The following is a 24,806-nucleotide window of genomic DNA, read 5'->3' as shown; positions in this document are numbered from 1 at the left end:
GTTGCTAACATCGCGGGGTGGAGCAGCCCGGTAGCTCGTCAGGCTCATAACCTGAAGGTCGCAGGTTCAAATCCTGCCCCCGCAACCAGAATCTCATAACACTCAAAATAGCCGCCTCCAGGGCGGCTATTTGTGTTTGGGCCAGCTGCACCAAGCCGACCGACGTATTTTATCTGCAAGATCAATAGCCCGTGCCGGGATTATCATGCCCATCCCGGGGCGCTTGCTGCTAAGGGGCGGCCAGGGGGCGGTCGTGCCCCCAGATCCATCGGGATTCACGACACTTGTCCATCACCGCGCCCGCCACCGCCCCGCGCCATCCGCTGGCCATTCCGGCCTACCGCGCTTTCTGGATCGCGCGCATTTGCGCCATGCTGGCGCAAAGCAACCTGGTGGTCGTGCTGGGCTGGGCGGTTTACGACGTGGCACGCTCGTCGATGGACATGAAGGCAGCCTCGCTGCGCATTGGGCTGATCGGCCTTTCACAGTTCCTGCCCGTGCTGCTGATCAATCCCTTTGCGGGGCTGGTGGCCGATCGGCACGACCGCCGCGTGGTGGTACGCCTGGCCTTGCTGGCGCAGATGGCAGCAGTGGGCGTGCTCGTAGTGCTAGAAGCGCTGGGCCAGGCTGATTTGCCTGTGTTCTATCTGGTTGCGGCCGGATTTGCTGCGGGGCGTGGGTTCTATGCCCCGGCGATGAATGCCCTGGCCCCCGCGCTGGTGCCGCCCGAAATCCTGCCGCGGGCCATTGCCGTGAGCGCCATTGCCGGGCGTATCGGCGGCATCGTGGGCCCGGTGCTGGGCGGCTTTGCCTATGGCCTTGCGCCCGAGGCGGCCTATGGCCTGACCCTGGCGCTGTTGCTGGCTGCTTTGCTGGCGCAACTCGCCATCGGCCCGCATGGCGCCAACCGCCGCGTGGTGGAAGGCAAACCCTTGGCCCACATCATCGAAGGGCTGCGCTATGTGACGCGCAACCGCATACTGCTGGGCGCCATCAGCCTGGACCTGTTCGCGGTGTTGCTGGGCGGCGCAACGGCGATGCTGCCTGTCTATGCACGTGATATCCTGCATGTTGGCCCGACGGGACTGGGCCTCTTGCGCTCGGCCTCGTCCGTGGGGGCGGTATCGACCGCGCTGTGGTTATCCTGGCGCCCGGTGGACGACCGCGTCGGGCCAAAGATGCTGGCGGCGGTGGCCTTGTTCGGTGTGGCTTCAGCCGTGTTCGGCGTGTCACGCTGGCTGCCGCTATCGCTGGCGATGCTGGCATTGGCCGGCGCGGCCGACATGATTTCGGTCTATGTGCGGCAGACCCTGGTCCAGGTGGTGACGCCAGACGCCATGCGGGGCCGGGTGGGGGCAACGTCGGCCCTGTTCATCACCGCCTCTAACGAACTGGGCGAAATGGAAAGCGGCTTGATGGGCGCGCTGATGGGGCCGGTGGGATCGGTGGTGTTTGGCGGCGTGAGCGCCGTAGCCGTCGCGCTGGCATGGGGACGGTTGTTTCCAGAATTGCGGCGCGTGCAGCGCTTCGAGGAAGTGGTCGCGCACGATTGAACGAGCAAGGCCCCCCTTTCGCGATGAAAGAGGGGCCTGCTTGTTTTCAGCCGTGCTTGGATTCTCGGGTGGACTGCACCATGCCCGGCGCGAGGAAGCCGATCGTGGGGCTCGGCTCCACGGCGCGCTTCTTCAACTCACCTTTCATCCGCGCATATTCCGCTTCCATTTCCTCAGTCACGGTGGCGCGCGAATCTGCCAACGCATCGCCAAAATCTGCGGCGGTGACCGATTGCACGCTGCCTCCGGCGCGACGGATCGCGTTGAGGCCAGCGCGGCGGACCACATCCTCGAGATCGGCGCCGGTAAAGCGTTCCGTCTGCCGGGCCACGTCCGTCAGGTCCACATCGGGCGCGAGCGGCATTTGGCTGGTGTGGATCTTGAGGATATGGGCACGCCCTTCCTGGCTGGGCGTGCCGACATAGACGAGTTCATCAAAGCGCCCGGGCCGCAACAATGCCGGATCGACGAGGTTGGGACGGTTGGTGGCGCCGATCAGCACCACCGATTGCAGTTCCTCCAATCCGTCCATTTCGGCCAGGATGGTATTGACCACGCGGGCGGTCACCTGCGGCTCGCCCACGCCGGTTCCACGGGCCGGCACCAGGCTGTCGATCTCGTCGATGAAGATCACGCATGGCGCCACCTGGCGTGCGCGGGCGAACAGACGCGCGATCTGCTGCTCGCTTTCGCCATACCATTTACTGAGCAGGTCGGACGACTTGATCGCGATGAAATTGGCTTCCGCCTCTTTCGCCACGGCCTTGGCCAAAAGCGTCTTGCCGGTGCCTGGCGGGCCATAGAGCAGGAAGCCCTTGGCCGGCCGAATGCCCAGGCGATGAAAGGCCTCGGGTGTTTTCAGCGGCAGTTCCACGCCTTCCTTGAGCAATGCCTGCGCGCTATCGAGCCCGCCGACATCGGACCAACTGGTGGTGGGCGCTTGCACCATCACCTCGCGCATGGCCGACGGCTGCACGCGCTTGAGCGCTTCGAGGAAATCGTCGCGCACCACGCGCAGGTTGTCGAGCACTTCGGGCGGGATCGTCTGGCGTTCGAAATCCAGGCGCGGCATGATCCGGCGCACGGCTTCAATTGCGGCCTCGCGCGCCAGGGCAGCGAGGTCTGCACCCACGAAGCCGTGGGTGGTACGGGCCAGTTCGCGCAAATCGACGCCTTCGGCCAGCGGCATGCCGCGGGTGTGGATGCCGAGGATTTCGCGACGCCCCGGTTCATCCGGTACGCCCACGACGATTTCACGGTCGAAGCGGCCCGGGCGGCGCAGTGCCTCGTCCAGCGCATCGGGGCGGTTGGTCGCCGCGATGACCACCAGGTTGGAGCGGCTGTGCAACCCGTCCATCAAGGTAAGCAACTGGGCGACCAGGCGCTTTTCGGCTTCGCCGGAAACCTGGCTGCGCTTGGGTGCGATCGAATCGATCTCGTCGATGAAAATGATCGAGGGCGCGTTCTGGGTCGCTTCCTCGAACACTTCGCGCAGGCGCTTTTCGCTCTCGCCATAGGCCGAGCCCATGATTTCCGGGCCGTTGATGGTGAAGAAGCTGGCGTCGCTTTCATTCGCCACGGCGCGCGCCAGGCGCGTCTTGCCGGTGCCCGGCGGGCCATGCAGCAACACGCCCTTGGGCGGATCGACGCCAAGGCGGGTGAACAGTTCGGGATAGCGCAGCGGCAGTTCGACCATCTCGCGCAACTGGCGGATGGTATCGCCCATGCCGCCAACGTCGTCATAGTTGACGTCGGCGCGGCTGCTGCGCGGCTCCTCGTACTCGGCGCGCAGCTCCACCTCGGTGGATTCGTCGATGTGCACCACGCCCTTGGGCACGGTGGAAACCACGGTCAGGCGGATCTGCGTCAGCGCGAAGGCCGGCGCATTGAGCATCTGGCGCAACTGGGGCGGCATATCCCCGCGGTTGACCTGCTGCTGTCCTGCGGTGGCGACGAGATCGCCGGTGAGCAGCGGGCGGCCGGCGAAATTGCGCTTGAGCGCGGCGGCCGGCCCCTGCAGGCGCAGATCGCGCTGCGCCGGGGCAAAGACCACGCGCTGGGCCACGCGCGATTCGATGCGGCGCACTTCGACGTGGTCGCCCGAGCCGACATCGGCATTGGCGCGCTGCAGCCCATCGAGCCGGATCAGTTCCAGCCCTTCATCTTCCGGATAGGGCAGCATTGCGCGAGCGGCGGTGCTGCGCTTGCCGATGATTTCGATAACGTCGCCTTCGGTCACGCCCAGGCGGCCCATCACCGCGCGGCTGATGCGCGCGACGCCGTGGCCTGATTCCTCTTGCCTGGCGCCTGCGACCTGAAGGCGGGCGATGCGATTGTCGCCCAATGTTGCTGCCTCTGCCATTGCCCTGTTTCACCCTTGGGGGTTTGCGGATCGGGGCAGACCTGCCCCGCTTGCACACTAGCTAGGATCGCGTGCCACGGTTTTCAAACGCAAGGCGGTGGCTTTGGTTCTTCCGCCGCTGCGATCGCGATAGTGCGAGGCTTTGCCGGGGGTGGCAAGCGACACGCAAAGCCAGGGCAAAAAAAGGGCCCGACCGTTGCCGGCCAGGCCTTGGAAGTTTTGGGAGAGGATGCCTGAAAGGCAGTTTTTGTATGCCTTGCATGCCTAATTTGTGCAAATGCGAAAGACGGAATATGAATTGCGTTTAACGCAACTGCCTATGGAAAGTCAGGCTGGCCGGCGGAATCGCAATGCAAAGCGATCGGTCTTTCCGCGCAACGCCGGATCGAAAACGATTGCAGTGTGGGGATCATCATTGCGTTGCAAAACAGCGCTTTCGCTGTCCAGCACAAACCCTGCGGCGAGCATATCGGCCTTGACCTGGGCGGGGTCAATCCGATGCAGCGTATCAGCGACGGTCGCGGGTTGGCCTGCGGGGCCGACGTGATCGACGATCACCACCGTGCCGCCCGGGCGCAGCGCGGCAAACCAGTTGGCCAGCGTAGCGGCAACCGGGCGCGCCGGGGTGCTGCCGCCGTGGGCCGCAGGCAGATAGAGATCGTGAAATTCGAGATGGGCGAAAATCGTATCGAGGCTGGCGGGCGCAAGGGCCATGGCCGCAGGTGAGGCCGCGAGCACCAGCACATTGGTGTGGGCCTTGGCCACCCCATCGAGCGTACCTGGTTTCAGATAGGCGGGGTTTGCCAAGGCATAGACGCGGCCCTTGGGCCCGACCACATCGGCGATCAATTCGGAATAATAGCCGCCACCGGCACCCCAGTCAGCGACCACCTGGCCAGGCTTGAAACCGGCAAAAGCGAGAATTTCTCCCGGTTTGCGGCTTTCGTCCAAGGCGCGGTTGGCCGCGCTGCGCGCGGGATCGGCCAAGGCGTGGGCAATGGTCCCCGCCGGTGTTGGCGCGGCGTGGGCGGCCGTACCGGCCATGGCCAGGACAACGGCGGAAAAGGGCAGGAACAGGCGGCGTCGCATCGGCAATCACTCCCAGGTCAGGCGGCAGCCCCTGTGCCCCGCCTGGGATGTGATCATGCCAGAGCCACGTTTGCGGGCAAGGACTTACCCGATGCGGCGTTCAATGCGCCAGCAGCAACGGCAGGCTGGAATTGTCGAGCATCGCGCGCGATACGCCGCCCAGCAGCAATTCGCGCAGCCGGCTGCGCCCGAACAGGCCCATCACGATCAGGCCGGCGCCCAGTCGGCGTGCAGTCTCGACCAAGGTGGCAGCGATCGGCCCGCTGGCGGGGATGGCGTGGGTTTCGGCATGGATGCCGTGGCGCGAAAGATAGGCTGCGGCATCGATCGCTGGCAGGGCGTCGGGCTTTTCCTCCACCGCCACGAGATGTACCGCACTGGCGCGGACCAACAGCGGCAGGGCAGCGCGCAGGGCATGGGCCGCCTCGATCCCGCCGTCCCAGGCAATCATTACCGGCCCGGTAAAGTCGGTCAGTGGGGCGCCCTTGGGCACGGCAAGGACCGGGCTGCGCACGCCCAGCACCAGTTCCTCGACCAGGGGATCAGCGAGGCTGGTGACCACCACATCGGCAAAGCGTGCACCGGCATAAGCGGCGGGAATCGGCGCCTGGGCGGTTTGCGCCACGTCGAATGGTACGTCCTGCCCGGCAAGGCGGGTGTCGACCTTTTGCGCCAGCACGGTGTCTTCCTGGCGGACCTGTTCGATCACTTCGGCCGTAAGCGCGGCGCCGCCGAACGGCTCCCAAACCGCGAGTTCGGCAAAGGGGCTGGCGATTTGCACGCTGACGTGGCCATCGGTGGCGCGGGCCAGGGCAAGGGCGGTTTCGAGGCGGTCGTCCAAGGTCTTGGCGCCGTCGATCGGGCAGAGAATGGAGCGCATGGGGATCCTCCTTCTTCCAACAATGATCGCATTGTGGCACCCACGCAGAAGAAAGCCATGACCTGGATCAATGGTTGGCGGAAACGCAAAAAAGAGGCGGCTCGACGATGACTTATACCCTTATCACCGCCAACCGGAACTATTCGAGCTGGTCGCTGCGGCCGTGGCTGCTGATGAAGGCGTTGGGCCTGGATTTCGTCGATCGCGTCGAACCCTTTGCCAAGCCGGTCAACTATGACGCGTTCCGCGCCTTTTCGCCCACGGGCCAGGTGCCGGTGCTGATCGATGGCGACACCACGATCTGGGATTCCCTGGGCATCGCGCTCTATCTGGCCGATCGCCATTCCGGCGTCTGGCCGGCCGACGATGCGGCGCGCGCCTTTGCCCAAAGCGCGGTGTGCGAAATGCATGGCGGCTTTTCCGCGCTGCGCAACGATTGCACGATGAATGTGGGCGTGCGCGTCCAACCGGTGCCGATGCGGGCGGCATTGCTGCGCGACGTTGCGCGCTTGCGTGAGCTGTTCGAGCAGGGACTGGACCGGTTTGGCGGGCCATGGTTGGCCGGTGGGGCGTTCAGCCTGCTCGACGCGTTCTTTGCGCCCGTGGCCTTTCGCATCCGCACCTATGGTCTCGATGTCGGGCGTGGCCAGGCTTGGGTAGACCATGTGCTGGCCCACCCGGCAATGGTGGAATGGGAGCGCCGGGCCCTGGCGGAAACCTGGCGCGAGGAAAGTCACGAAGCCGAACTGGCTGCAGCGGGCATGATCACGGCCGATTATCGGCAGGGGTGAGATATCCCGCACCACCAGCCGCTTGATTGCGCAGGCCCACGATGAAAGGATGCCGCTCTGGCGGACAGTGCGCTCCGCTCTGAAGGGGGCAGCAATGCGGCAGGGGGCTTGGTTTTTTGGGGCGGCGCTGGCGTTGACGCTGGCTGGTGGTGTGGCCCAGGGCGCGAGCCAGCCTGCCCCGCCATCGGCGGAGGACCATTCCGGCCTGACGCGTGAGCGATTTAGGCGCAATTGTCTGATGTGCCACAACCGTGCCGCGCCCGAAGGGATCGCGCCCGAGATCATGGCGGGCCTCTATCCCGAACCGGGCAAGGCGCCGCGCGAGATGATGCCGGGCCTGGTATGTTGGCGGCGCTGCACCGCGTGCCGCCTGCCCGACCGGGCGGCGGGGCATTGAGCGCGCCTTATTCGGCGTCTTGCTTGTCGGGACGTTCTTCCAGCTTGGCCCACAGCCCTTCGGTGCCAGCCTCCGTCGCACGATTCATATATTGCGAGGCCACCAGCCAACCCTTGAACGGGCGCAGCGAACCCAGGCAGCCGATGGCGAGGATCGGCACCGAAGTAAGCAGGTGCACCCACCATGGCGGGCTGTAAGCGACTTCCAGCCAGACCGCGAAAAAGGTCAGCGGAAAGGCTGTCAGGCACAGGGCAAAGAAGGCCGGGCCATCGTCTGCGCGGGCAAAGCCCAGGTCGAGACCGCAGGCCGGGCAACTGCGCGCCAGCTTGAGCCAGCCGGCAAACATGCTGGCCTTGCCGCAGCGCGGGCAAAGCCCTTTCCACCCGCAATGCGCAATCCATCGGAACTTAGGGTTAGCCAGCAGCGCCATCAACAGGTCCTCTCTCCCCCGACGGTAGGGGCCAGGCGATGGCGCTGCAACCTTGCCGTGCGTGATCAGTGCGCGATGACGTTGATCCGCTCTTCCATCGGCACCTGACGCACCGGCACGGCGCCGATCCAGGCCTGCAGGGCATCAAGATCGGTCATGCCCACCACGGCATCGGGCTTGTCGGCGAGGAAGGTGAACGTGTCACCACCCTGGGCCAGGAAGTTGTTGACGGTCACGCGGTATTTCGCGTCTGCCGCCACGGGCCTGCCATCGACCAGCAGCCTGGTCACGCGGCTGCCCACCGGGCGGGTTAGATCGGCAGTGAAGCGCACGTTGGCCGATGCAGCCAGGCCCTGGTTCGGTCCCTGCTCGTCCAATCCCTGTTCCAGCACGGCCTTGAGCTGGGCGCCGGTCAGCGTTTCCGTGATCAGCACGTTGCTGAACGGCTGCACGCGATAGATGTCACCAAACGTCACCGTGCCGTCGGCCGCCGGGACCAGGTCGGTGCGGATGCCAAACCGGTTCATCAGCGCCAATTGCGCACCGGCGCCGCGCGTGGCCGCCAGTTGCGAATCGGCGATGAGGTTGCCCAGCGGCCCGCCGATGGGCAGCGCGGGATTGTCGCCGCGCAGTGCCGGCCCCGACAGCCGGCCCACGGGCCTGCTGGAATAGACCTTGGCCGCATCGACATAGCGCTGAACATAGCTGGCCACGTCCGGCCGCGGGGTGAAGACCGGGAAGCGATCGTCGTGCGGGATCAGCCGCGTGGACGATTGATAGGGATCGGATTGCACGATCACGTTGTGCGCCTGGGCAGAAACCACCTTGTGCGTCGCCGGATCGATCTGCAGCGCGATGTCGGTGACCATTTCGCCATAGAGCCCGGCGCTGGTGAGCAGCAGCGGATGCGCGCTGCCGGCCGCAGGAAACTGGCAGATATAGGACGCATGGGTGTGGCCCGAAATGATCAGGTCCACGCCGGGATCAAGCCGCTTGATGATGTCGAGAATGGCGCCAGACATGCCATCGCAGCCTTGCGGATCGGGAGCGCCCTGCTGCTTGCCGCCTTCGTGGATCAGCACCACGATGGCGTCGGCGCCCTGGGCCTTGAGCGCGGGGACTGCGGCATTGATCGTGGCGGCTTCATCTTCGAACGTCAGCCCGGCAATGCCCCCCGGACTGACCAGCGTGGGCGTGGTCCGCGTGGTCAGCCCGATCACGCCCACGGTTACCTTGTCGGGCCCGGTGCCAAAGGTTTTCAGGCCAGTAGCGGGGAACAGCGTGTGGCCGTCCTTGTCCACCGTGCTGGCCGCCAGATAGCGGAAGCTCGCGCCGGGAAAGGGTTCGAGCTGGCAGGGTTTGTGCGCGGTGAACTGGGCGCAGCCGCCGTTCTGCATGCGCAGCAATTCGTCGCGGCCGCGATCGAATTCGTGGTTCCCGACGGCGTTGAAATCCACTCCGATGCGATTCATCACCCCGATCGAAGGCTCGTCGAGATAGAGCGAGGAGGCCACCTGGCTGGCGCTGATCATGTCGCCGGCCGAAAGCGTGAGATGGTTGGGATAATGTCCGCGCACCGCATCGACGGCCGAGGCGAGCCAGGCCGCGCCGCCCGCCGGCACTTGCGCCGTTCCGCCATGGCCATCGGGGACCAGCACCGATTGGTGCGGCGGTTCAAGCTGGCCGTGAAAATCGTTGAATGCGGCAATGCCGACAGTGACCAGGTGCGGCGCTGGCGGTGCCGTGGGGGCCTGGGCAAGGTGCGTTGGCTGGGTGGCGCAGGCGGCAAGGGCAAGCAGGGCAGGAAGAATTGCGCCGCGTCTTGCAACACGCGGAAACAATGGAAAAAGCGGCTTCATCGGCAGGGCAGCTTTCGTCAGCGGAAGGTGCCCGCCCATAGCCTGTTGCGGTTACATCGAAAAGGCAGCCGGCAACGATACCGGTTTCATCTGCACCAATTTCCGCGGCGGCCCTGCCAGTGTTCGGCCAGGCCCTCTGCCTCGAGCGTGGCGCCCAGGCTTTGCCCTTGGCGCACCACCACGCGCAAGGCGCGGCCATAGCGATCGACCGGGCGGCCTTGGGTGACGAGCGAGAAATGCCCGGCGTTGAGCAATTGCGTGAGACGCTGGGTGGCCTTGGCCCCGAGTTGGGCTTCTTGCGGGCAGCCGGGATGGCTCACTTCCGGGGCATTGATATCGGCGATGCGAATCTTGGTGCCTTGGTACCAGAACGTGTCACCATCGACCACGCAGGTCACCCGCTTGTCCGCGCCGCATAGGGCAAAGCGCGCCGCTTCATCATCCACGCGGGGCATGGCCGTTTCGGCTGGCATGGCAAAGGGCGTGGGGGCAGCAATTGTGGGAGCAGTGGCGCAGAGCAGCAGGGCGGCGGCCGAAGCGGTGGCGAGCGGGGGCATGGGGCGTTTCATGGGGGGATCATGAACCCGTGATTGTGCCGTAACGAAGGCCGGATACTACTTATAGTGCAGGCGCTTAGTGGCATTGCGGATAAGATTGTGGTGCAGTGCAGCACTGCAAGGATCGTGTTAACACAATCGATCCAAAATGGAAGAATGTTTGGGCCCCGACTCATCACGATCTTTGCCAGCCGGTGGAAAGCGCTGTGGTGGGCTGCGGCTGTGTTGTTCCTGGCCTGGCAATTGACGCCGGCGCCGGACGATGACGATGGTGCTGAGGCTACGGCAAGCGCGCCTGCCAGCAGCAATCCCTGGGCCAAATCGAGCGGCTAATCGCGCCACGGCCGAATGATGGGATAAGCACCGCCTCGATCACGCGAGCAAGGTGACCGCAGCCAAGCGGCTTGGCATGGCAGACATAATTTGCCTGGCACGGCATACAGCGCGGTCATCAGAGAGGGTGCGGTAGGAAGGGTACTCCGCGCGTCCGTTGGCGACGGGCAATGGGGTGCGCTGGGGGACACGCGGAGCAAGCTCGTTGTCCCTTGCCGCCGAGAGGGAGGCAATTCGTACCGTATCTTAGGTTAAATACGTAGCGCGAGGAGCCTCAGCGAGGACGGCGCAAAACGATATAGACAGCGCCGGCGCCGCCGTGCCGCGGCTGGGCCGGGCGCACCGCGGCGATGCGATCGGCATAGGGGCTGGCGGCCAGCCAATCGAGCAGCTTGGCGCGAATGGCCCCGCGCCGCTCGCCACGCAGATCGTGATCGCCATGCGGACGCGGCTTGCCGGTAACGAGCAGGATCACCCGCGCGCCGATGGCAAGCGCCTGGGCAAGGCTGGCCAGCAAGCGCCCGTGTGCCAGATCCAGGTTCAGCCCGTGCAGGTCGATCGCCACGTCGGGCGACACCGTGCCACGCGCCAGCTTGCGGTCCCAACTGGCATCGAGCCCTTGCCCACTCGCCTGCAAGGGACGCGCAACCGGCACTGGCGGTGGCGACGCCGGGCGCGGCGGCGGCACACGACCCTTGACCTTGCGCGCCGGCGTGGCGGGCGTCGGATCGACCGGGGCAGGCATGGCTACGGGCGCGGCGGCGCGGGCACGCGGGGCGGGGTGCAAGGGGGTCACGGTGTCGGCGACCTTGCGCCACAGCGCCATTTCCTCGGCGCTCAGACCACGGGGCGTGCGCCTCATAGGCCGAGCCGGGCCAGCGCGCCTTTGGGCAGCAGCACCAGCGCCTGGCCACGCGCGCTCATCCCGCCCGCGGTAAGGCGGGCATCGGCGCCCGCGCCCCAGAAACTGTCGAACCGGTTGGGGCCCTTGATCGCCCCGCCGGTATCTTGCGCCACCCACAGCCCGCTGACGTTGGGGCGATCGACCTGGAGCCATACCGGTGCCCCCAGCGGCACGAAGGCCGGATCCGCCGCCACGGTGGTGCGCGGGCTGACAGGCACGCCCATGGCGCCCACGGCGCTGGGCTGCGGGTTTTCTCGAAAGAACACGTAGCTGCGGTTCTGCCGCATCAGCGCGTCGCCCTCGGCCGGGTGATCGTGGATGTAGCGCAGGATGCCCTGCATCGATCCGGGATACTGGCCGGGCCCGGTGCCGATCAATCCCTGCTGGGCCATGATCGTGCCGATGCCGGTGTAATCCCAGCCGTTGACCGCGCCGTAACCCAGGCGGATCACGCTGCCATCGGGCGCGCGCAACCGGCCAGAGCCCTGGACCTGGAGGAAGAACAGTTCGGCCGGATCGGCCACCCAGGCGATTTCCAGCCCCTTGCCGGCGAGCGCGCCGTCCTCGATCTGCCCACGATCGAAGTAGGGCACGAAATGCCCGGTTTCATCATAGCGGCCCAGCGGCTGGCGGCCATCGGGCAGCGGCGTGGCGTCGCCAGGCCGGGCGCGGACCAGATCGGTGGGAACACCATAGACCGGCACATCGAACCCGGGCTGGTGCGTGCGCACGCCGGCAATCTCCGGCTCGAAATAGCCGGTCACGAAAGTGCTGCCGTCACCGACGCGTGCGGTTTCGAAATAGCCGTCGAAAAAAGTGGCAGCCGATTCGCGCGGCCAGGTCCGTGCCGCCGCGCAGGCCAGTGCCCAGTCCTGCGGCTGGGTCAGCCCGCTGCCATCGGCGCGGCGAACAAGGCCCGGGCATGACAGAATGAACGCGTTAAGTGCAGCCCCGGCATTGCCCGGCGCCATGCCCAGCGCAGAAGGGGCCGGTCCGCGCGCCAATCCCGCGGTGAGTGCGCTGGCGGTGGCCGCTGGCGGGCGCGTGGTTGGCGGCATGCCGGGCCTGCCGGGCGGCGTGGTGGTAGGCACGCAGGCAGCCAGCAGCGAAAGGGCCAGTGCAAGACCGGCCCTTTGTGCAAGCAGACGAGAAGAGTGGGGGAGACCGGCGCTGGCCACGGGATCATTGGCCAAACCGGTCAGCCCTTGCAGGCTTCAGGCTTCATCGGTTTCGTCGAGCAGCCAGTCTGGATCACGCGAAGTGAGATCGCGCGAGAACGTCCACAAGTCGCGGCTTTCGATCGCATCGTTGAGCGAACCGGCCACGACCTGGCCCTGCGCGTTGCGGGTAACCGTGGCGATGTCCGCCACAAAGCGCACGCTGACGCGGGCAGTGGTGCCCACCAGTTCGGCCGTGATGATGCGCGCTTCTTCGATGCGGATCAGGCGCGCGTCGAGCGTTTCGCCCGCTGCCTCGCGCGCATCGAGCGCGTCGGCAAAGCCGGCATAAACATCGGCATCGCACAGCGCCTTGAGTTCCTGGCGATTGCCGCGCCAGAATGCATCGAGCACCATGCCATAGGCGCTTTTGGCGCCGGCCATGAACAGGCCCACGTCGAAGCGGCGATCGGCGGCGATGATCGCGCGGATGCCAGGTTCGGCCGCAGGGTCGAAATCACGGGTTTCCGGTGCGGGGGGCGCCAGGCGATTGGCCGGGGCAGCGATCGTTTCGGGCAGGCGCGGCGCCATCGGGCGGGGCGCACCCTGCGGATCGGGTTGTTCGATGCGGCGGCGGACCGGCTCTTCGTTCTGCTCGGGGCGACGGCCCAGAACCGAATAGAGCCTCAGGCCCAGGAAGGCCGCGATCATGGCCAGGATGACGATCTCAACAATCACACGCACATGTCCCGCAAAGGTAGCTCTGGGTGCCGATCCACGTTTTCGCAGCTCGGCTCGCTGCCGGTTGATCGTGCCTTAAGTAGGTACGAATTACAAATGAACAACGCGTGGACGGCACAATGGCGGATTCCCGCGTCGTGACGTTACCGTTGGTGCAAATTCGTGCCACACCGGGTAATTCCCCCGGCGGCTGCCGGTTCCCGTCCTTTCGGGCAAAGACGCGCAAGGCGGCCGCTGGCGCGGCGCCATCCAGTCGGTTGCCGGGCGTTGCGCACAATGCTAGGCGCCGGGCACGTTTACACGGCGCCGCCGCGCGCCCCACCCGAACGAAAGCATGCGACCATGGCCGACGAAGGCAACATCATCAGCAATCTCTCTCTCGATGGCGTCGAAGGCGTGCCCGCCAATGGCGAAGACACCTCGCCCGCGATCGGCCTGATTTCGCAATATATCAAGGACCTGTCGGTCGAAAATCCCAACGCGCCGGAAAGCTATCAGTGGACCGAGGCGCCCGAAATCCATGTCGATTTCAACATCGCGGCACGTGCGCTGGCACCCGAAGTCCACGAGATCGAACTGAAGATCAACGTCACGTCCAAGGGCGCGCAGGGCACTGCGTTCATCGTCGAGCTGGCCTATGGCGCGCTGATCGGCATGCGCAACGTGACCGAGGAACAGGCCCATCCGTTCCTGTTTGCCGAAGGCCCGCGCCTGGTCTTCCCGTTTGCCCGCCGCATCGTGGCCGATGCCGTGCGTGACGCCGGTTATCCGCCGCTGCTGCTCGATCCGATCGACTTCAATGGCCTTTACCTGGCCCAGTTGGCACAGGCGCAGCAGACCGCCACGGCCGAACCGGCCGGCCACGCCTGATCGGTTTGGCCTGATTCGCCGATTCGCACCGGTCGCCTGAAGGACACCGCATGAACCTCCTCAAGGCGACCGGGACGATCGGCGGCCTCACTTTGGCCAGCCGCGTGCTGGGCTTGGTGCGCGACAGCCTGTTTGCCCGCTACGTGGGCGCGGGCTTTGCCTCCGACGCATTCCTGATCGCGTTCCGGTTGCCCAACATGTTCCGGGCGCTGTTTGCCGAAGGGGCGTTCTCTTCGGCGTTCATCCCGATGTTCAACAAGAAGGTCGGCGATCCGCAAGGGCAGGGCCTGCCCGATGGCCTGCGCTTTGCCGAAGAGGCACTGGCGGTGCTGCTGCCCGCGCTGATCGTGATGACGGTCGTGCTCGAAGTGCTGGCCTGGCCGGTCACGCTGCTGCTTTCGGGTGGGTTCAACGGCGTTTCGCCCGAACAGTTCGCCTTTGCGGTTTCGCTGTCGCGGCTGACGATCCCCTATCTCATGCTGATCAGCCTGGTTTCGCTGTTTGGCGGGATTCTCAATTCGCTGCACAAGTTCTGGGTCAACGCCGCCGCGCCGATCCTGCTCAACCTGACGCTGATCGCGGCGCTGCTGGGCTTCCACAGCGCCGATCCGCTGGCAACGGCGCGGATCCAGTCGATCGCGGTTTCGGTTTCGGGCGCGCTGCAACTGGGCTGGTTGGCCTGGGCGTGCCGGCAGAATGGGGTAAGCCTCAAGCTGCGGCGCCCGCGTCTCAATCCCGAAGTGAAGAAGCTGATCGGCCTGATCTGGCCTGCCGCCGCCGGGGCCGGCGCGGTGCAGATCAACCTGGTCATTTCCACGGCGCTGGCCGCCAAGCTGCTGGCCCATGGCAGCGTCACCTATATCTACATGGCCGACCGGCTGAACCAGTTGCCGCTGGGCCTGATCGGCATCGGGCTCGGCACCGTACTGCTGCCCACGATCTCGCGCCAATTGGGCGCGGGCGAAGATGCCGCCGCGCAGGACACGCAGAATCGCGGCATGGAACTGGCGCTCTTGCTGACGCTGCCCGCCACCATGGCGCTGGTGCTGTGCGGGGAACCGATTGCCGCCGCGCTGTTCGGCTATGGCCGCTATACCGCGGCCGACACGCATTTTACCGCGCAGGCCCTGGCGGCGTTTTCCATCGGCCTGCCGAGCTATATCCTGGTCAAGGTGCTCACGCCCGGTTTCTACGCGCGGCATGATACCAAGACGCCGGTGCGCTATGCCACGATCTCGATGGTGGTGAACCTGGTGGGCAACCTGGTGCTGATCGTACCGCTGCAGCACATGGGGCCGCCGCTTGCCACTGCCATTGCCTCGACGGTCAATGTCGCCATGCTCTATCGCACACTGCGCAAGCGCGGGCATTTCACCCCCGATGCCCAATTGAAGCGCCGGGCCCCGCGCCTGGCGCTGGCCGCTCTGGCCATGGGCCTGGTGCTGTGGGCCGGGCAGGGGCTGTTGACGCCCTATGTTCACGGCACCTGGGCGCTGCGCATCGCCGCACTGGCCGCGCTGGTCAGCGTTGGAATCGTGGTCTATGGCCTCGCCACCCTCGTCATGGGGGCGTTCACGCGCGAAGACCTCGCGCTGCTCACCCGCCGCCGCAGGGCGGCACCCGCCAACAAATCGTAAGGCAAGACGTTTCATGCGTATCGTTTCCGGCATTCAGCCCACCGGCAATCTTCACCTTGGCAATTACCTGGGTGCGATCCGCAACTGGGTGGCGATGCAGGACGAGTGGACCGCCAAAGGCGCCACCTGCCTCTATTTCCTGGCCGACCTCCACGCCATCTCGATGCCGCATGAGCCCGCGCAGCTTGCCGCCAACACGCGCGAGATGGTGGCGGCGCTGGTGTCCTGCGGGATCGATCCGGATCGTTCGATCCTGTTCAACCAGGCGCAAGTGCCGGCCCATGCGGAACTGCAATGGCTGCTCAACGGCACGGCGCGGATGGGCTGGCTGAACCGCATGACGCAGTGGAAGGACAAGGCCGGCAAGAACCGCGAAGGTGCCTCGGTGGCGCTGTTCACTTATCCCGTGCTCCAGGCGGCCGACGTGTTGCTCTATCAGGCCACACACGTGCCGGTGGGCGAGGACCAGAAGCAGCACCTGGAACTGGCGCGCGACATCGCGCAGAAGTTCAACAACGACTTCGCCAGCGAAGATGCGCCGGTGTTCACCCAGCCCGATCCGATCATCCCGCCCGAAGCGGCGCGCATCATGAGCCTGCGCGATGGCAGCGCCAAGATGAGCAAGTCCGATCCTTCGGACATGAGCCGGATCAACCTGGTGGATGATGCCGATACCATCATGCAGAAGGTGAAGAAGGCCAAGACCGATCCTGAGCCGCTGCCGAGCGAGGCGGCCGGCCTGGAAGGGCGGCCCGAGGCACGCAACCTCGTGGGCATCTATGCAACGATGGCAGGCACCGATGTGGCCGGCGTGCTGGCGCAGTTCGGCGGGCAGGGCTTTGGCCAGTTCAAGCCGGCACTGGGCGATCTGCTGGTGAGCAAGCTGGCGCCGATGGCCGCGCGCTATCGCGAATTGCGCGAAGACCGCGCGGCGCTGGATGCGATCCTTGCGCGCGGCGCGGAAAAGGCGCGAAGCCTTGCCGTGCCCACGCTGAACGCGGCCTATGCCGCATTGGGCCTGGTGCGTTGAGCGCCGCCTACACGCGATGATGACCGGCAAAAGGGCGCTCCGGCAAGGGGCGCCCTTTTGTGCAAGCGCCTTGGATTGCGGAGCATTTCGGCGCCTCGTGCGTTATCATTCAAGCTCCATTCAGCCCCTCGCAGGCATCATTTCGTCGTGCTAACACACGACCGGCGCCGGGGATTGGGGACACCGGTGCGCATGAGGAGTCGAAATAAATGACCAAGATGCTTCGGGCCGGCCGACTTGCCCTGCTGGCTGCTCCCCTTCTCCTGGCACTCTCGGGCTGTGCGACCAGCTTCGATGCCAAGGTTTCCCGTTTCCAGCGCGAACTGCCGGCTCCGGCCGGGCAGACCTTCGCCGTGGTCGCCGAAGACCCACGTGACAATGGCGGCCTGGAATTCTCGCAATATGCCAGCCTGGTGTCGGCCAAGATGGCTAGCCTGGGCTATGTTCCGGGTGATCCGCAGACCTCTGACCTCGTGGTCAAGTTCAATTACGGCGTCGATCGCGGGCGCGAGCACGTGCGCTCCACCGGCATGGCCGATCCGTTCTGGGGGCCGTGGTATGGCCCCGGCTTCTATGGCCGGCCCTATGGCGGCTTCTGGGGCCGGCGTGGCTGGGGCTATGGCTGGTACGATCCGTTCTGGGGCGCCGGTTACGGCGGCGTGGACGTGGTGACCGTCTACACCAGCGGCATCGACCTGAAGATCGAGCGCCGGGCCGATGGCAAGCGCGTGTTCGAAGGCAAGGCCGAAGCGGCCTCCACCTCCAATCGCCTGCCCTATCTGGTGCCCAATCTGGTCGATGCGATGTTCACCGATTTCCCCGGCCACAACGGGGAAACCGTGCGCATCTCGGTGGCGCCCGAAAAGAAGAAGTAATCCGGCCTGCTTGGCTTGCAAAAAAGGCCCTCGCCCTTGTCGGGCGGGGGCTTTTTTCATGGCTCGGCTCAATGCACCGGCGGATCGACTTCGGGTACGGCAGCGATAGGGGCGACCGGTTCGTCGGGCTGGCGCGGGGGCAGCGCATTTTCGGGCACATCCTCGATCTGCATCGCCGGCGTCGGCACGGCGTCGAGGTTGCGCACGGTGACATTTAAATCGCCATTGCCCAGCACGAGATCGTTGAAGCTGGGCGGGGTGGAGCGCGTGCGCAGCGAGAGCGTGCCGGCGCCGATCATCCGCACCGGGCCATGCGGCGTGGGGCGGATAAGGTCGAATGCGTCATGCACATGGCCCGACAGCACGGCCAGGACATTGCGCCGCGCAAGCTCGGCCAGGGCGGCATTGCCGTGGCGGGTCATGGCGTTGCCGCGCGTGCCGGCTTCGACCAGGGGATGGTGGCAGGCCACCAAGGCACGGGTGCCGGGGGGCAGGGCGTCGATCCGGGCGAGGCAATCGGCCAGCGCTTTGCGCCCCACATGGCCCTTGGACCAGTTGAAGCGCCACTGCGCCCGCGCCGTGGTCTTGAGCGGCACGATTGCCACGCCCGGGAGATCGAGCGGCCGCTCCACCAAGTGCTCGATGGCGCGGAAACGCCGATAAGGATCGAAGAACCGTTCGACCGGGTTGAAATAGGGCAAGTCGTGGTTGCCCACTTCCACCGTGACCGGCACGTCCAATCCCTGGATCCAGCGGCATGCGGCAGCAAATTCGCGGTGCCGCGCGCGCATGGTCAGGTCGCCGGTGATGGCCACGGCATCGGGGCGTTCGCGCGCCACGCAATCGACCAGCCATGCCAGGGCACGGGGATCTTCCAGTCCGAAGTGAATGTCGCTGATGTGAAAGATGCGGGTCATGCCGGGCCAATTCCTTGGGGATGCGCGCTGCGCTTTCCCCTCAGGCGCTTGCGCGGTCAAGAGGGCGCCACCGCGCTGGCCAGGAATTCGACCGGCAGGGTTATGCAGCGGAACTCTTCCTGCGTGGCGCCGTCGCGGCGTTCGCCATCGATCATCAGAGCGATCGGCTCGCGGCTGGTGCAGACCACGGCGTCAGCCTGGCCCAGTTCTTCGTGTGGACCCTGGCGGAAATCGCGCTTTACCAGCATGGAAACACCATGGGCCGCCAAGTCTGCCCAATCCTGCGCATCATAGCCATCGAGCGTGAGCGTGCCGTCATCGGCATCCATGCGCACCGCACGATAGCCTTCCGGCTTGCCCAGTGGCGGCTGGCTGACGCTGACGGCAGCACCGCCCGCAGTACTGCGCACCGCTTCGCCCAAGGCGCTGGCAATGCTCGACAAGTCCATGTCGCGCACGCCTTCACGCACGTCGGCCCACGTCGCGCCAGGGCCGGCCAGCACTTCGACCAGCGCGTCGCCGGCCGACGTCTTGACGGCGCTGCGGCGCGTGCGGCGCAATTCGCCACGGCCCAGGCGCGCGGCAATAGCGGGGGCATCGGCATCGCCATGCAGCGCCTTGGCCAGCAGGTTTTGCGTGCCACCCGGCAGGACCAGCACCGCGCCTTCCCACCCGTGCAGCAGCGCAACTTGCGCGTTGACGGTGCCATCGCCGGTGAAGATCGCCAGCGTGGCAACGTTGGCCGCTTCCAGCGCAGCGCGGGTGGGCAGTTCATCGGCCGGCAAGCGCAGCACCCGCGTGGGCGCGTGGCCGCCTTCGGCCAAGGCGGCGGTAAGCGCGGCAACCGCCGCTTCGGAATTGCTGCCGCTGGCCGGATTGACGACGAGCCAAAGGGGAATGGTGGTCATGCGCGAAAGGTCCTCCCCCGGGCCAATGCGCGGGGGTGTTGGCGGTTCCCGCCGGCAGAACCGCGACCAAGCCCCCGATCGGGGTTCAGACCCGGCCCGACAGGATGAGCCAGGCGGAAAAGCCGTTCATCATGCTGTAGACGCCATAGCCGATCGCCCCCCAGGCCCAGCCTTGCGCGGCGAGCAGCATGCCGGCCACCAGCATCAGGTATTCGATCAGCAGCGAGAAGCGACGGTTCATCGCCTTGAGCACGGGCGGCATCTGCCGCATCAGCGGGTGGTTGCACGCCATCACCGCGCGGTTGAGCGCGAAGTTGACGATGCCCAGCACAAAGATGACTGCCACTGCCATGAGCATGTCATAGTGCGCCTTTCTTGCCGCCGGGCAAAGGGTTTGCTGCGCATTGATGCGCAGCCATCGACGAATCGAGCACGCGGTGCGGGTGGTTCGTCGGGCGGTGGCGATGTCGAAATGTGTCGTCCGCCGATGCGGCATGGCGGTTCGTCGGGGACAGGCGGCGCTGGTCGGCGTGGGGCCGTGCCTGGTCGAGGGGCGCGCGCCGACCCTCGAAGATGCGGTTAAACCAGCGACATACCGCAAGGCCTGAACCGCCCGGCGGCCAGTCCAACGAGACCAAGCCCGAACCCATTTCGATCCGTGCTTTTGTCCCACCACGCAAAAGGAAACGACCGATGTCCGTCTTCAGCCCCGCCTTCCGCCCGCTTGCCCTTTCCCTTGCCGCCGCCGGTGCCCTGGCCGGCAGCAGCATGCCCGCTTTCGCCCAGGCCCCGGCCGACTCGATGATCGACGCGCCGAGCGGCATGACGATGACCGTCACCCGCGTGCCGGTGAAGATTTCCGATCTCAACCTGATGAGCGTGGAAGGCCGCGCGGCGGCCGATCGCAGGGTGCGTGCCGCCGCACGCCAGGCCTGTGCCATCGGCTTGGGCAAGGTAACTCTGGAACAGGCCCAGGACCAGCGCAACTGCTTCAGCGCCGCGCTGCGCCAGGGCAAGGTTCAGGTCGCGCTGGCGCGCGAGCAGGTTCTGGCCAGCCGCTGAGATCGTGGCGGGTCCTGCCTGCCGCGAGTGGGGATCCCAGGCGCAGTGCGCAATCTCATCATCGATGAATTTGCGCGAACGAAACCGTTTTGGCCCCATTCATGAAACAAAGCCCAGACAAGAGCTTGCCGCACGCGCAGTCCCCCGTGCGGTTGGCGGGGCAGGGTCGCCGTTTCCACCGGCGATCCTGCCCCGAATACTTTTCAGCGAATCACAAGCCCGTCGACGCGCGAACCTGCTGGATCAGGCGAGCGTTCCGGCCGGTTCCTTGGCCGGGGCAGGGGCAGGCGGCGCGATTTCTTCGCGGCGGCGCCAGGCAAGGTCTGCCGGGCCCAGCGGACGCCCATCGTGCGCACGCAAGACGATCGGCGCGATCGGCTGGCCATCGCGCGCATCGCACAGCACCGGGTTGCAGGAAATGCCAGCGCCCCACTTCTCGCCCCATTGGCGCAAGGCCAGCATCGCCGGCAGCAGATCGAATCCCTTGGGAGTCAGCCGGTATTCCACCCGCCGCCGATCGTCGGAACAGGGGATGCGCGCCAGGATGCCGTGATCGACCAGGCGCGACAGCCGGTTGGACAAGATGTTGCGCGCAATGCCCAACTGGGTGAGGAACTCCTCGAAATGGTAGATGCCGTTGAACGCGGCGCGCAGGATCATGAACGACCAGCGCTCACCCATCACCTCCAACGCCACAGGAAGGCTGCACTGGGCAATGTCTGCCAGAGGTTCTTGCAATTTTTCCATCACGAGGCCGTCATAGCGCATTGTGCGCCGCTTTTTAAGCGATGTGCGACAGGAAGTGCCAGTATGGTCTGCGAAGGCTCGAACGGGGGCGCCGCGGCGATGTTGTGGCGTGGCGCCCGCGACCCCATATGGGCGGCAAAGGAGATCCCATCCATGAGCGAAAAACTGAACCTGACCGAGGCGGAATGGCGCGAACGCCTGAGCCCGGAGCAGTATCACATCCTGCGCCAGGCCGGCACCGAGCGGGCGTTTACCGGCAAGTACGACAAGAACAAGGCCAGCGGCGATTACACCTGCGCCGGGTGCGGGCAGCCGCTGTTCACCTCGGCCACCAAGTTCGACAGCGGGTGCGGCTGGCCCAGCTTTACCCACCCGATGGACGAAACCGCGGTGGAGGAAAAGCGCGACACGTCGCACGGGATGATTCGCACCGAAGTGCGTTGTGCCCGCTGCGACGGGCACCTGGGCCACGTGTTTCCCGATGGGCCCGCGCCGACCGGGCTGCGCTATTGCATGAACTCTGCCGCGCTCGACTTCACGCCGGAAGAATGATCGGCTAGGGAGCGAGCCAGGGCGCCCTGGCAGGCATCCATTAACCCTGCGTTACGGATCGCCTGTGCAAGGGCGGCTGATGGCTCGCAAACTTGGCGCAGTGTTGCGCTTTCGAGGAAACCGGTAACCACTGATGGCCAGACGGGACGTGCCCCGCCGCGGACAAGACGGCGAAGACCCCGCGCAGCGCAGCCGCGCGCCTTCCACGATCGGCCGATGGCTGCGCCGCCTTGCGGTGTGGGGCATCGGCATCGTGCTGCTGGTGGCGTTGGGCATCACTGGCGCGGTGCTGGTGACGGCCCGTTCGCTGCCCAGCTACGACAAGCTCAAGTCCAGCCAGGCTGGCCAGATGATCGTGGTGCGAGCCAACGACGGTTCGGAAATCGTCACGCTCGGGCCCAGCTACGGCAAGTGGATTCCCTATAACCGCATTCCCCAGCCGATGAAGGATGCGCTGGTTTCGGTGGAAGACCGCCGCTTCCGCGAACATTGGGGCGTGGACCCGGTGGGCATTGTCCGCTCGGTCATGGTGCGTGCGCAAAGCGGGCGGTGGCGCCAGGGCGGATCGACCATCACCCAGCAGTTGGCGCGCAACATCTTCCTCAACAACAGCCGCACGTTCGATCGCAAGATTCGCGAGGCGATCCTGTCGCTGGCTTTGGAAAGCAAGTTTTCCAAGGACCAGATCCTCGAGCTGTACCTCAACAAGGTCTATTTCGGCGGCGGCGCCTATGGCGTGGATTCGGCCGCGCGCAAGTTCTTCGGCCATTCGGGCGAGGAACTCTCGCTGGGCGAGGCAGCGATCATCGCCGGCCTGGTCAAGGCGCCTTCGCATTATTCGCCCACGGCCGATGCGCAAGCCGCGGTGGACCGCGCCAAGGTCGTGCTGGAAACCATGGTCGATGCCGGCACGCTTACCCCGGCGCAGGCGGCGGCGGTCGATCTCAAGGCCGTGCACCTGGCTGCCGAGCAGGGCCAGAATTCGGCCCGCTATTTCACCGATTGGGTGCTGCCGCAGCTTGACGTGCTGGTGCCCGACAACGACCAGCCGATCGAAGTGTGGACCACGCTCGATCCCGTGGCGCAGCGCGCGGCCACCGATGCCATCACCAGCCAGGTGCCCAAGGGCGCGCAAGGCGCCCTGGTGAGCGTGGACCGCGATGGTGCCGTGCTCGCCATGGTAGGCGGGACCGATTACGTCACCTCGAACTACAACCGCGCGACCAATGCCGTGCGCCAGCCCGGTTCGGCGTGGAAGCTGTTCGTCTATCTCGCCGCGCTGGAACGCGGCTATCGCCCAGAAGACCGCGTGGTGGACGAGCCCGTTACGATCGATGGGTGGAGCCCGCGCAATTCGGGCGGCAGCTATGCCGGGCAGATCGACGTGCGCACCGCCTTTGCCTATTCCAAGAATACGGTGGCCGCGCAGCTCGGCAACGAAGTGGGCTTTAGCGCAGTAGCCAACATGGCCCGCCGGTTTGGCATCACCACCCCGATCAACACGATGCCCTCGATGGTGCTGGGCACCAGCGACGTGCGCGTGATCGACATGGTGCGTGCTTTCGCCTCGGTAGAAGCCAAGGGCCGCCTGGTGACGCCCTATGGCATCCGCAAGGTGACGACGACGGACGGGGAAGTGCTGTACAGCCACCGCCCCGATGCGCAGCAGCAGCTTGTGCCCGATTACGTCGCGGCCGAGATCACCGACCTGCTGCAAACCGCGGTGAACATCGGCACCGGCCGCGCGGCGCAGATCGGCCGCCCGGTGGCGGGCAAGACCGGCACCACCAGTTCCAACAAGGACGGCTGGTTCCTGGGCTTTTCCAGCGGCGTGACCACGGGCGTGTGGATGGGGCGCGACGATGCGCACCCTGTGCCCGGCCTGCAGGGTGGGACCGCCCCGGCGCGCGCCTTTGCCGCCTATATGCGCGTGGCCACGGCCAAACGCCCGGTGGAGCAGTTCGACAACCAGCTCAAGTTGCCGGAATGGCAGCTTGAGCCCGATGACGAAGCCCTGCTCAACAATCCCAACGACTATTACTATACCGACGAGAACGGCAACACGGTCAACGGCCAGCAGGGCGATGGCCTGGAAGGTGCACAGGGCAACGGGCCACAGGGCAACGGGCCGCAGGGCCGCACGCCCGATGACGCCATTCCCGTGGACCAGGATGGCCTGGGCACCGGGCCAGCCGCGCCGGCGCGCCAGGCGCCGCGCAATGCCCAGCCTGCCGCAAGCGATGACCTGCTCGATCGAGCGACGGGGCGCACGCGCCAGGCCCCGAGGCCAGCGCAACCGGCGGGCAAGCCACCGGCCAAGAGCCCTGCGGACCGTAGGGCGCAGGATTGGCAGGGTTATTGAAACCTGTGATATGATGAAAATGCAGCCGGGGCGCGAACCATTCGCGCCCCGGTTCGTTTCTCGCCCATGACTGGCGGCTAATGCGCTGCCATCGATGGAGCTTGAAACATGAGCCTATTCCAATGGGCCGCCGCAGCGGCGGCAGGTTATGTCATCTATCGCGCCGTTCGCAAAAAGGGCGATGAAGCAACCAGCCCGGCCGCGTTCGCGCCTGGCGAAACGCCGGGCGAGAACTTTTCCAAGGTGCGTTCGGCCGGCACCCAGGGCATGCGTTCGGATCCGCCCAAGTGGGACAAGCAGGACGACGTGGTGGACGAAAGCTTCCCAGCCAGCGATCCGCCGTCGAACTACTGAAGTAGCTTACCCAGCCCGGTGCCGAGTGGATCGGTGCCGGGCAAGGGCAGATCAGTTGCGCACGCGGATCAATTCGGGCGGCTGCCGCGCCGCGACCGAGACGTGGCCCTTGGCCATGTGGATATGCGACGCGCCGGCTGCCTCGGCCAGGTGCCAGTGTTCGACGGCGCCGGCACCAGCCTCTGCCCGCAATTCGATCATGTCGGCATCGACGGTGACCGCTTCGACCTGTTGAAACAGCAATTCCAGCGCAACGCGGCGGTGGGTGCGGCGATCGGGGCACGAGAGCAGCCGGATCGCGACCGTCTTGGCCAGAGTGTCGATCGCGATGTCCTGCACCAGCGAATCATGGCCGTGGTCCAGCGCCAGCTGCTGTTCGATCACATAGTTGGCCTGCATCGTCGCCCTCCTCGCAATCGCAGGGCAGCATACGCGCAAC

At 65.9% G+C, this 24,806-nt stretch carries 26 protein-coding genes and 1 tRNA gene; 13 read left to right on the top strand and 14 right to left on the bottom strand.

Annotation, left to right across the window (positions count from 1 at the left end; translation table 11 throughout):
- Positions 1-11: 11 nt before the first annotated feature.
- Both FHT19_RS22230 and FHT19_RS22225 read left to right on the top strand, forming a co-directional pair.
- Positions 12-88: transfer RNA gene (locus FHT19_RS22230), tRNA-Met, on the top strand.
- A gap of 196 nt (positions 89-284) precedes the next feature.
- The gene (locus FHT19_RS22225) at positions 285-1,553 is read left to right on the top strand and encodes an MFS transporter (RefSeq protein ID WP_211185032.1); all 1,269 of its coding nucleotides are present in this window, start codon (positions 285-287) and stop codon (positions 1,551-1,553) included.
- A 46-nt stretch (positions 1,554-1,599) separates the two neighbouring features.
- Here the strand turns inward: FHT19_RS22225 and FHT19_RS22220 are convergent, their stop codons facing one another.
- The 3 genes from FHT19_RS22220 to FHT19_RS22210 all read right to left on the bottom strand — a co-directional run bounded on the left by FHT19_RS22220 (position 1,600) and on the right by FHT19_RS22210 (position 5,884).
- Positions 1,600-3,915: a CDC48 family AAA ATPase gene (locus tag FHT19_RS22220; protein ID WP_169476834.1), complete on the bottom strand. Its 2,316-nt coding sequence runs from the start codon at positions 3,913-3,915 to the stop codon at positions 1,600-1,602.
- Positions 3,916-4,242: 327 nt separating this feature from the next.
- Positions 4,243-5,004, bottom strand: a complete 762-nt coding sequence (locus FHT19_RS22215) for a class I SAM-dependent methyltransferase (protein ID WP_169476833.1) — start codon at positions 5,002-5,004, stop codon at positions 4,243-4,245.
- Positions 5,005-5,104: 100 nt separating this feature from the next.
- Positions 5,105-5,884 carry a universal stress protein gene (locus tag FHT19_RS22210; protein WP_168556137.1) on the bottom strand — a complete coding sequence of 260 codons (780 nt, stop codon included), beginning with the start codon at positions 5,882-5,884 and terminating at the stop codon, positions 5,105-5,107.
- 107 nt (positions 5,885-5,991) lie between these two features.
- On the opposite strand from FHT19_RS22210, the gene FHT19_RS22205 reads away from it, so the two are divergent.
- Together FHT19_RS22205 and FHT19_RS24495 are read left to right on the top strand one after the other, a co-directional pair.
- A complete protein-coding gene (locus FHT19_RS22205) occupies positions 5,992-6,675 on the top strand; it encodes a glutathione S-transferase family protein (protein ID WP_169476832.1) in 684 nt (227 codons plus the stop codon).
- A 238-nt stretch (positions 6,676-6,913) separates the two neighbouring features.
- Complete coding sequence (locus FHT19_RS24495; RefSeq protein WP_248290608.1) at positions 6,914-7,072, top strand: hypothetical protein; 159 nt, start codon at positions 6,914-6,916, stop codon at positions 7,070-7,072.
- A 7-nt stretch (positions 7,073-7,079) separates the two neighbouring features.
- Here the strand turns inward: FHT19_RS24495 and FHT19_RS22195 are convergent, their stop codons facing one another.
- The 3 genes from FHT19_RS22195 to FHT19_RS22185 all read right to left on the bottom strand — a co-directional run bounded on the left by FHT19_RS22195 (position 7,080) and on the right by FHT19_RS22185 (position 9,930).
- The gene (locus tag FHT19_RS22195; RefSeq protein ID WP_169476831.1) at positions 7,080-7,502 is read right to left on the bottom strand and encodes a DUF983 domain-containing protein; all 423 of its coding nucleotides are present in this window, start codon (positions 7,500-7,502) and stop codon (positions 7,080-7,082) included.
- A 65-nt stretch (positions 7,503-7,567) separates the two neighbouring features.
- Positions 7,568-9,361 carry a bifunctional metallophosphatase/5'-nucleotidase gene (locus FHT19_RS22190; protein ID WP_169476830.1) on the bottom strand — a complete coding sequence of 598 codons (1,794 nt, stop codon included), beginning with the start codon at positions 9,359-9,361 and terminating at the stop codon, positions 7,568-7,570.
- An 86-nt stretch (positions 9,362-9,447) separates the two neighbouring features.
- A complete protein-coding gene (locus tag FHT19_RS22185) occupies positions 9,448-9,930 on the bottom strand; it encodes a thermonuclease family protein (protein WP_169476829.1) in 483 nt (160 codons plus the stop codon).
- 144 nt (positions 9,931-10,074) lie between these two features.
- Between FHT19_RS22185 and FHT19_RS22180 the strand changes: the two genes are divergently transcribed.
- Positions 10,075-10,251, top strand: a complete 177-nt coding sequence (locus FHT19_RS22180) for a hypothetical protein (protein ID WP_169476828.1) — start codon at positions 10,075-10,077, stop codon at positions 10,249-10,251.
- A 274-nt stretch (positions 10,252-10,525) separates the two neighbouring features.
- Here FHT19_RS22180 and FHT19_RS22175 read toward each other — a convergent pair whose 3' ends face one another.
- The 3 genes from FHT19_RS22175 to FHT19_RS22165 form a co-directional block, all read right to left on the bottom strand.
- The gene (locus tag FHT19_RS22175) at positions 10,526-11,113 is read right to left on the bottom strand and encodes a Smr/MutS family protein (protein ID WP_169476827.1); all 588 of its coding nucleotides are present in this window, start codon (positions 11,111-11,113) and stop codon (positions 10,526-10,528) included.
- Positions 11,110-12,300 carry an MltA domain-containing protein gene (locus tag FHT19_RS22170; RefSeq protein ID WP_168556534.1) on the bottom strand — a complete coding sequence of 397 codons (1,191 nt, stop codon included), beginning with the start codon at positions 12,298-12,300 and terminating at the stop codon, positions 11,110-11,112. Before FHT19_RS22170 ends, FHT19_RS22175 begins: the two co-directional genes overlap by 4 nt.
- A 69-nt stretch (positions 12,301-12,369) precedes the next feature.
- Positions 12,370-13,050: a Tim44/TimA family putative adaptor protein gene (locus FHT19_RS22165; protein ID WP_169476871.1), complete on the bottom strand. Its 681-nt coding sequence runs from the start codon at positions 13,048-13,050 to the stop codon at positions 12,370-12,372.
- Positions 13,051-13,395: 345 nt separating this feature from the next.
- On the opposite strand from FHT19_RS22165, the gene secB reads away from it, so the two are divergent.
- The 4 genes from secB (at position 13,396) to FHT19_RS22145 (ending at position 17,465) form a co-directional block, all read left to right on the top strand.
- A complete protein-coding gene (gene secB, locus FHT19_RS22160) occupies positions 13,396-13,923 on the top strand; it encodes a protein-export chaperone SecB (RefSeq protein ID WP_168556144.1) in 528 nt (175 codons plus the stop codon).
- 50 nt (positions 13,924-13,973) lie between these two features.
- Positions 13,974-15,560: a murein biosynthesis integral membrane protein MurJ gene (gene murJ / locus FHT19_RS22155; RefSeq protein WP_169476826.1), complete on the top strand. Its 1,587-nt coding sequence runs from the start codon at positions 13,974-13,976 to the stop codon at positions 15,558-15,560.
- Between the two features lie 13 nt (positions 15,561-15,573).
- Positions 15,574-16,590 carry a tryptophan--tRNA ligase gene (gene trpS / locus FHT19_RS22150; protein WP_168556146.1) on the top strand — a complete coding sequence of 339 codons (1,017 nt, stop codon included), beginning with the start codon at positions 15,574-15,576 and terminating at the stop codon, positions 16,588-16,590.
- A 209-nt stretch (positions 16,591-16,799) separates the two neighbouring features.
- Positions 16,800-17,465, top strand: a complete 666-nt coding sequence (locus FHT19_RS22145; protein WP_168556147.1) for a DUF4136 domain-containing protein — start codon at positions 16,800-16,802, stop codon at positions 17,463-17,465.
- 68 nt (positions 17,466-17,533) lie between these two features.
- Here the strand turns inward: FHT19_RS22145 and FHT19_RS22140 are convergent, their stop codons facing one another.
- From FHT19_RS22140 to FHT19_RS22130, 3 genes are all read right to left on the bottom strand, one after another.
- A complete protein-coding gene (locus tag FHT19_RS22140; RefSeq protein WP_169476825.1) occupies positions 17,534-18,382 on the bottom strand; it encodes a metallophosphoesterase in 849 nt (282 codons plus the stop codon).
- Between the two features lie 56 nt (positions 18,383-18,438).
- On the bottom strand, positions 18,439-19,290 hold the full coding sequence (locus tag FHT19_RS22135) for a diacylglycerol kinase family protein (RefSeq protein WP_169476824.1): 852 nt from the start codon (positions 19,288-19,290) through the stop codon (positions 18,439-18,441).
- A gap of 85 nt (positions 19,291-19,375) precedes the next feature.
- Positions 19,376-19,642: a hypothetical protein gene (locus FHT19_RS22130; protein WP_169476823.1), complete on the bottom strand. Its 267-nt coding sequence runs from the start codon at positions 19,640-19,642 to the stop codon at positions 19,376-19,378.
- Between the two features lie 341 nt (positions 19,643-19,983).
- On the opposite strand from FHT19_RS22130, the gene FHT19_RS22125 reads away from it, so the two are divergent.
- On the top strand, positions 19,984-20,352 hold the full coding sequence (locus FHT19_RS22125; protein WP_168556150.1) for a UrcA family protein: 369 nt from the start codon (positions 19,984-19,986) through the stop codon (positions 20,350-20,352).
- Between the two features lie 243 nt (positions 20,353-20,595).
- Here the strand turns inward: FHT19_RS22125 and FHT19_RS22120 are convergent, their stop codons facing one another.
- Complete coding sequence (locus tag FHT19_RS22120) at positions 20,596-21,099, bottom strand: helix-turn-helix domain-containing protein (RefSeq protein ID WP_169476822.1); 504 nt, start codon at positions 21,097-21,099, stop codon at positions 20,596-20,598.
- Between the two features lie 153 nt (positions 21,100-21,252).
- Between FHT19_RS22120 and msrB the strand changes: the two genes are divergently transcribed.
- The 3 genes from msrB to FHT19_RS22105 all read left to right on the top strand — a co-directional run bounded on the left by msrB (position 21,253) and on the right by FHT19_RS22105 (position 24,367).
- On the top strand, positions 21,253-21,651 hold the full coding sequence (gene msrB / locus FHT19_RS22115; RefSeq protein ID WP_169476821.1) for a peptide-methionine (R)-S-oxide reductase MsrB: 399 nt from the start codon (positions 21,253-21,255) through the stop codon (positions 21,649-21,651).
- Between the two features lie 133 nt (positions 21,652-21,784).
- Complete coding sequence (locus FHT19_RS22110) at positions 21,785-24,013, top strand: PBP1A family penicillin-binding protein (protein ID WP_169476820.1); 2,229 nt, start codon at positions 21,785-21,787, stop codon at positions 24,011-24,013.
- 108 nt (positions 24,014-24,121) lie between these two features.
- The gene (locus FHT19_RS22105; RefSeq protein ID WP_168556154.1) at positions 24,122-24,367 is read left to right on the top strand and encodes a hypothetical protein; all 246 of its coding nucleotides are present in this window, start codon (positions 24,122-24,124) and stop codon (positions 24,365-24,367) included.
- Between the two features lie 51 nt (positions 24,368-24,418).
- On the opposite strand, the gene FHT19_RS22100 is transcribed toward FHT19_RS22105, so the two are convergent.
- Positions 24,419-24,766, bottom strand: a complete 348-nt coding sequence (locus tag FHT19_RS22100; protein ID WP_168556155.1) for a hypothetical protein — start codon at positions 24,764-24,766, stop codon at positions 24,419-24,421.
- Positions 24,767-24,806: the final 40 nt, after the last annotated feature.

It is taken from the genome of Novosphingobium sp. SG919 (assembly GCF_012932495.1).
Lineage (GTDB): Bacteria > Pseudomonadota > Alphaproteobacteria > Sphingomonadales > Sphingomonadaceae > Novosphingobium > Novosphingobium rhizosphaerae.
This window is presented reverse-complemented; position numbering and strand designations above follow the sequence as displayed.

What these genes read in the sequence shown, in the direction of transcription:
- FHT19_RS22220 (WP_169476834.1), bottom strand. Translation starts at nt 3,915, where the DNA reads ATGGCAGAGGCAGCAACATTGGGCGACAATCGCATCGCCCGCCTTCAG.
- FHT19_RS22215 (WP_169476833.1), bottom strand. Translation starts at nt 5,004, where the DNA reads ATGCGACGCCGCCTGTTCCTGCCCTTTTCCGCCGTTGTCCTGGCCATG.
- FHT19_RS22210 (WP_168556137.1), bottom strand. Translation starts at nt 5,884, where the DNA reads ATGCGCTCCATTCTCTGCCCGATCGACGGCGCCAAGACCTTGGACGAC.
- FHT19_RS22205 (WP_169476832.1), top strand. Translation starts at nt 5,992, where the DNA reads ATGACTTATACCCTTATCACCGCCAACCGGAACTATTCGAGCTGGTCG.
- FHT19_RS24495 (WP_248290608.1), top strand. Translation starts at nt 6,914, where the DNA reads ATGTGCCACAACCGTGCCGCGCCCGAAGGGATCGCGCCCGAGATCATG.
- FHT19_RS22195 (WP_169476831.1), bottom strand. Translation starts at nt 7,502, where the DNA reads ATGGCGCTGCTGGCTAACCCTAAGTTCCGATGGATTGCGCATTGCGGG.
- FHT19_RS22190 (WP_169476830.1), bottom strand. Translation starts at nt 9,361, where the DNA reads ATGAAGCCGCTTTTTCCATTGTTTCCGCGTGTTGCAAGACGCGGCGCA.
- FHT19_RS22185 (WP_169476829.1), bottom strand. Translation starts at nt 9,930, where the DNA reads ATGAAACGCCCCATGCCCCCGCTCGCCACCGCTTCGGCCGCCGCCCTG.
- FHT19_RS22180 (WP_169476828.1), top strand. Translation starts at nt 10,075, where the DNA reads ATGTTTGGGCCCCGACTCATCACGATCTTTGCCAGCCGGTGGAAAGCG.
- FHT19_RS22175 (WP_169476827.1), bottom strand. Translation starts at nt 11,113, where the DNA reads ATGAGGCGCACGCCCCGTGGTCTGAGCGCCGAGGAAATGGCGCTGTGG.
- secB (WP_168556144.1), top strand. Translation starts at nt 13,396, where the DNA reads ATGGCCGACGAAGGCAACATCATCAGCAATCTCTCTCTCGATGGCGTC.
- murJ (WP_169476826.1), top strand. Translation starts at nt 13,974, where the DNA reads ATGAACCTCCTCAAGGCGACCGGGACGATCGGCGGCCTCACTTTGGCC.
- trpS (WP_168556146.1), top strand. Translation starts at nt 15,574, where the DNA reads ATGCGTATCGTTTCCGGCATTCAGCCCACCGGCAATCTTCACCTTGGC.
- FHT19_RS22145 (WP_168556147.1), top strand. Translation starts at nt 16,800, where the DNA reads ATGACCAAGATGCTTCGGGCCGGCCGACTTGCCCTGCTGGCTGCTCCC.
- FHT19_RS22140 (WP_169476825.1), bottom strand. Translation starts at nt 18,382, where the DNA reads ATGACCCGCATCTTTCACATCAGCGACATTCACTTCGGACTGGAAGAT.
- FHT19_RS22135 (WP_169476824.1), bottom strand. Translation starts at nt 19,290, where the DNA reads ATGACCACCATTCCCCTTTGGCTCGTCGTCAATCCGGCCAGCGGCAGC.
- FHT19_RS22130 (WP_169476823.1), bottom strand. Translation starts at nt 19,642, where the DNA reads ATGGCAGTGGCAGTCATCTTTGTGCTGGGCATCGTCAACTTCGCGCTC.
- FHT19_RS22125 (WP_168556150.1), top strand. Translation starts at nt 19,984, where the DNA reads ATGTCCGTCTTCAGCCCCGCCTTCCGCCCGCTTGCCCTTTCCCTTGCC.
- FHT19_RS22120 (WP_169476822.1), bottom strand. Translation starts at nt 21,099, where the DNA reads ATGGAAAAATTGCAAGAACCTCTGGCAGACATTGCCCAGTGCAGCCTT.
- msrB (WP_169476821.1), top strand. Translation starts at nt 21,253, where the DNA reads ATGAGCGAAAAACTGAACCTGACCGAGGCGGAATGGCGCGAACGCCTG.
- FHT19_RS22110 (WP_169476820.1), top strand. Translation starts at nt 21,785, where the DNA reads ATGGCCAGACGGGACGTGCCCCGCCGCGGACAAGACGGCGAAGACCCC.
- FHT19_RS22105 (WP_168556154.1), top strand. Translation starts at nt 24,122, where the DNA reads ATGAGCCTATTCCAATGGGCCGCCGCAGCGGCGGCAGGTTATGTCATC.
- FHT19_RS22100 (WP_168556155.1), bottom strand. Translation starts at nt 24,766, where the DNA reads ATGCAGGCCAACTATGTGATCGAACAGCAGCTGGCGCTGGACCACGGC.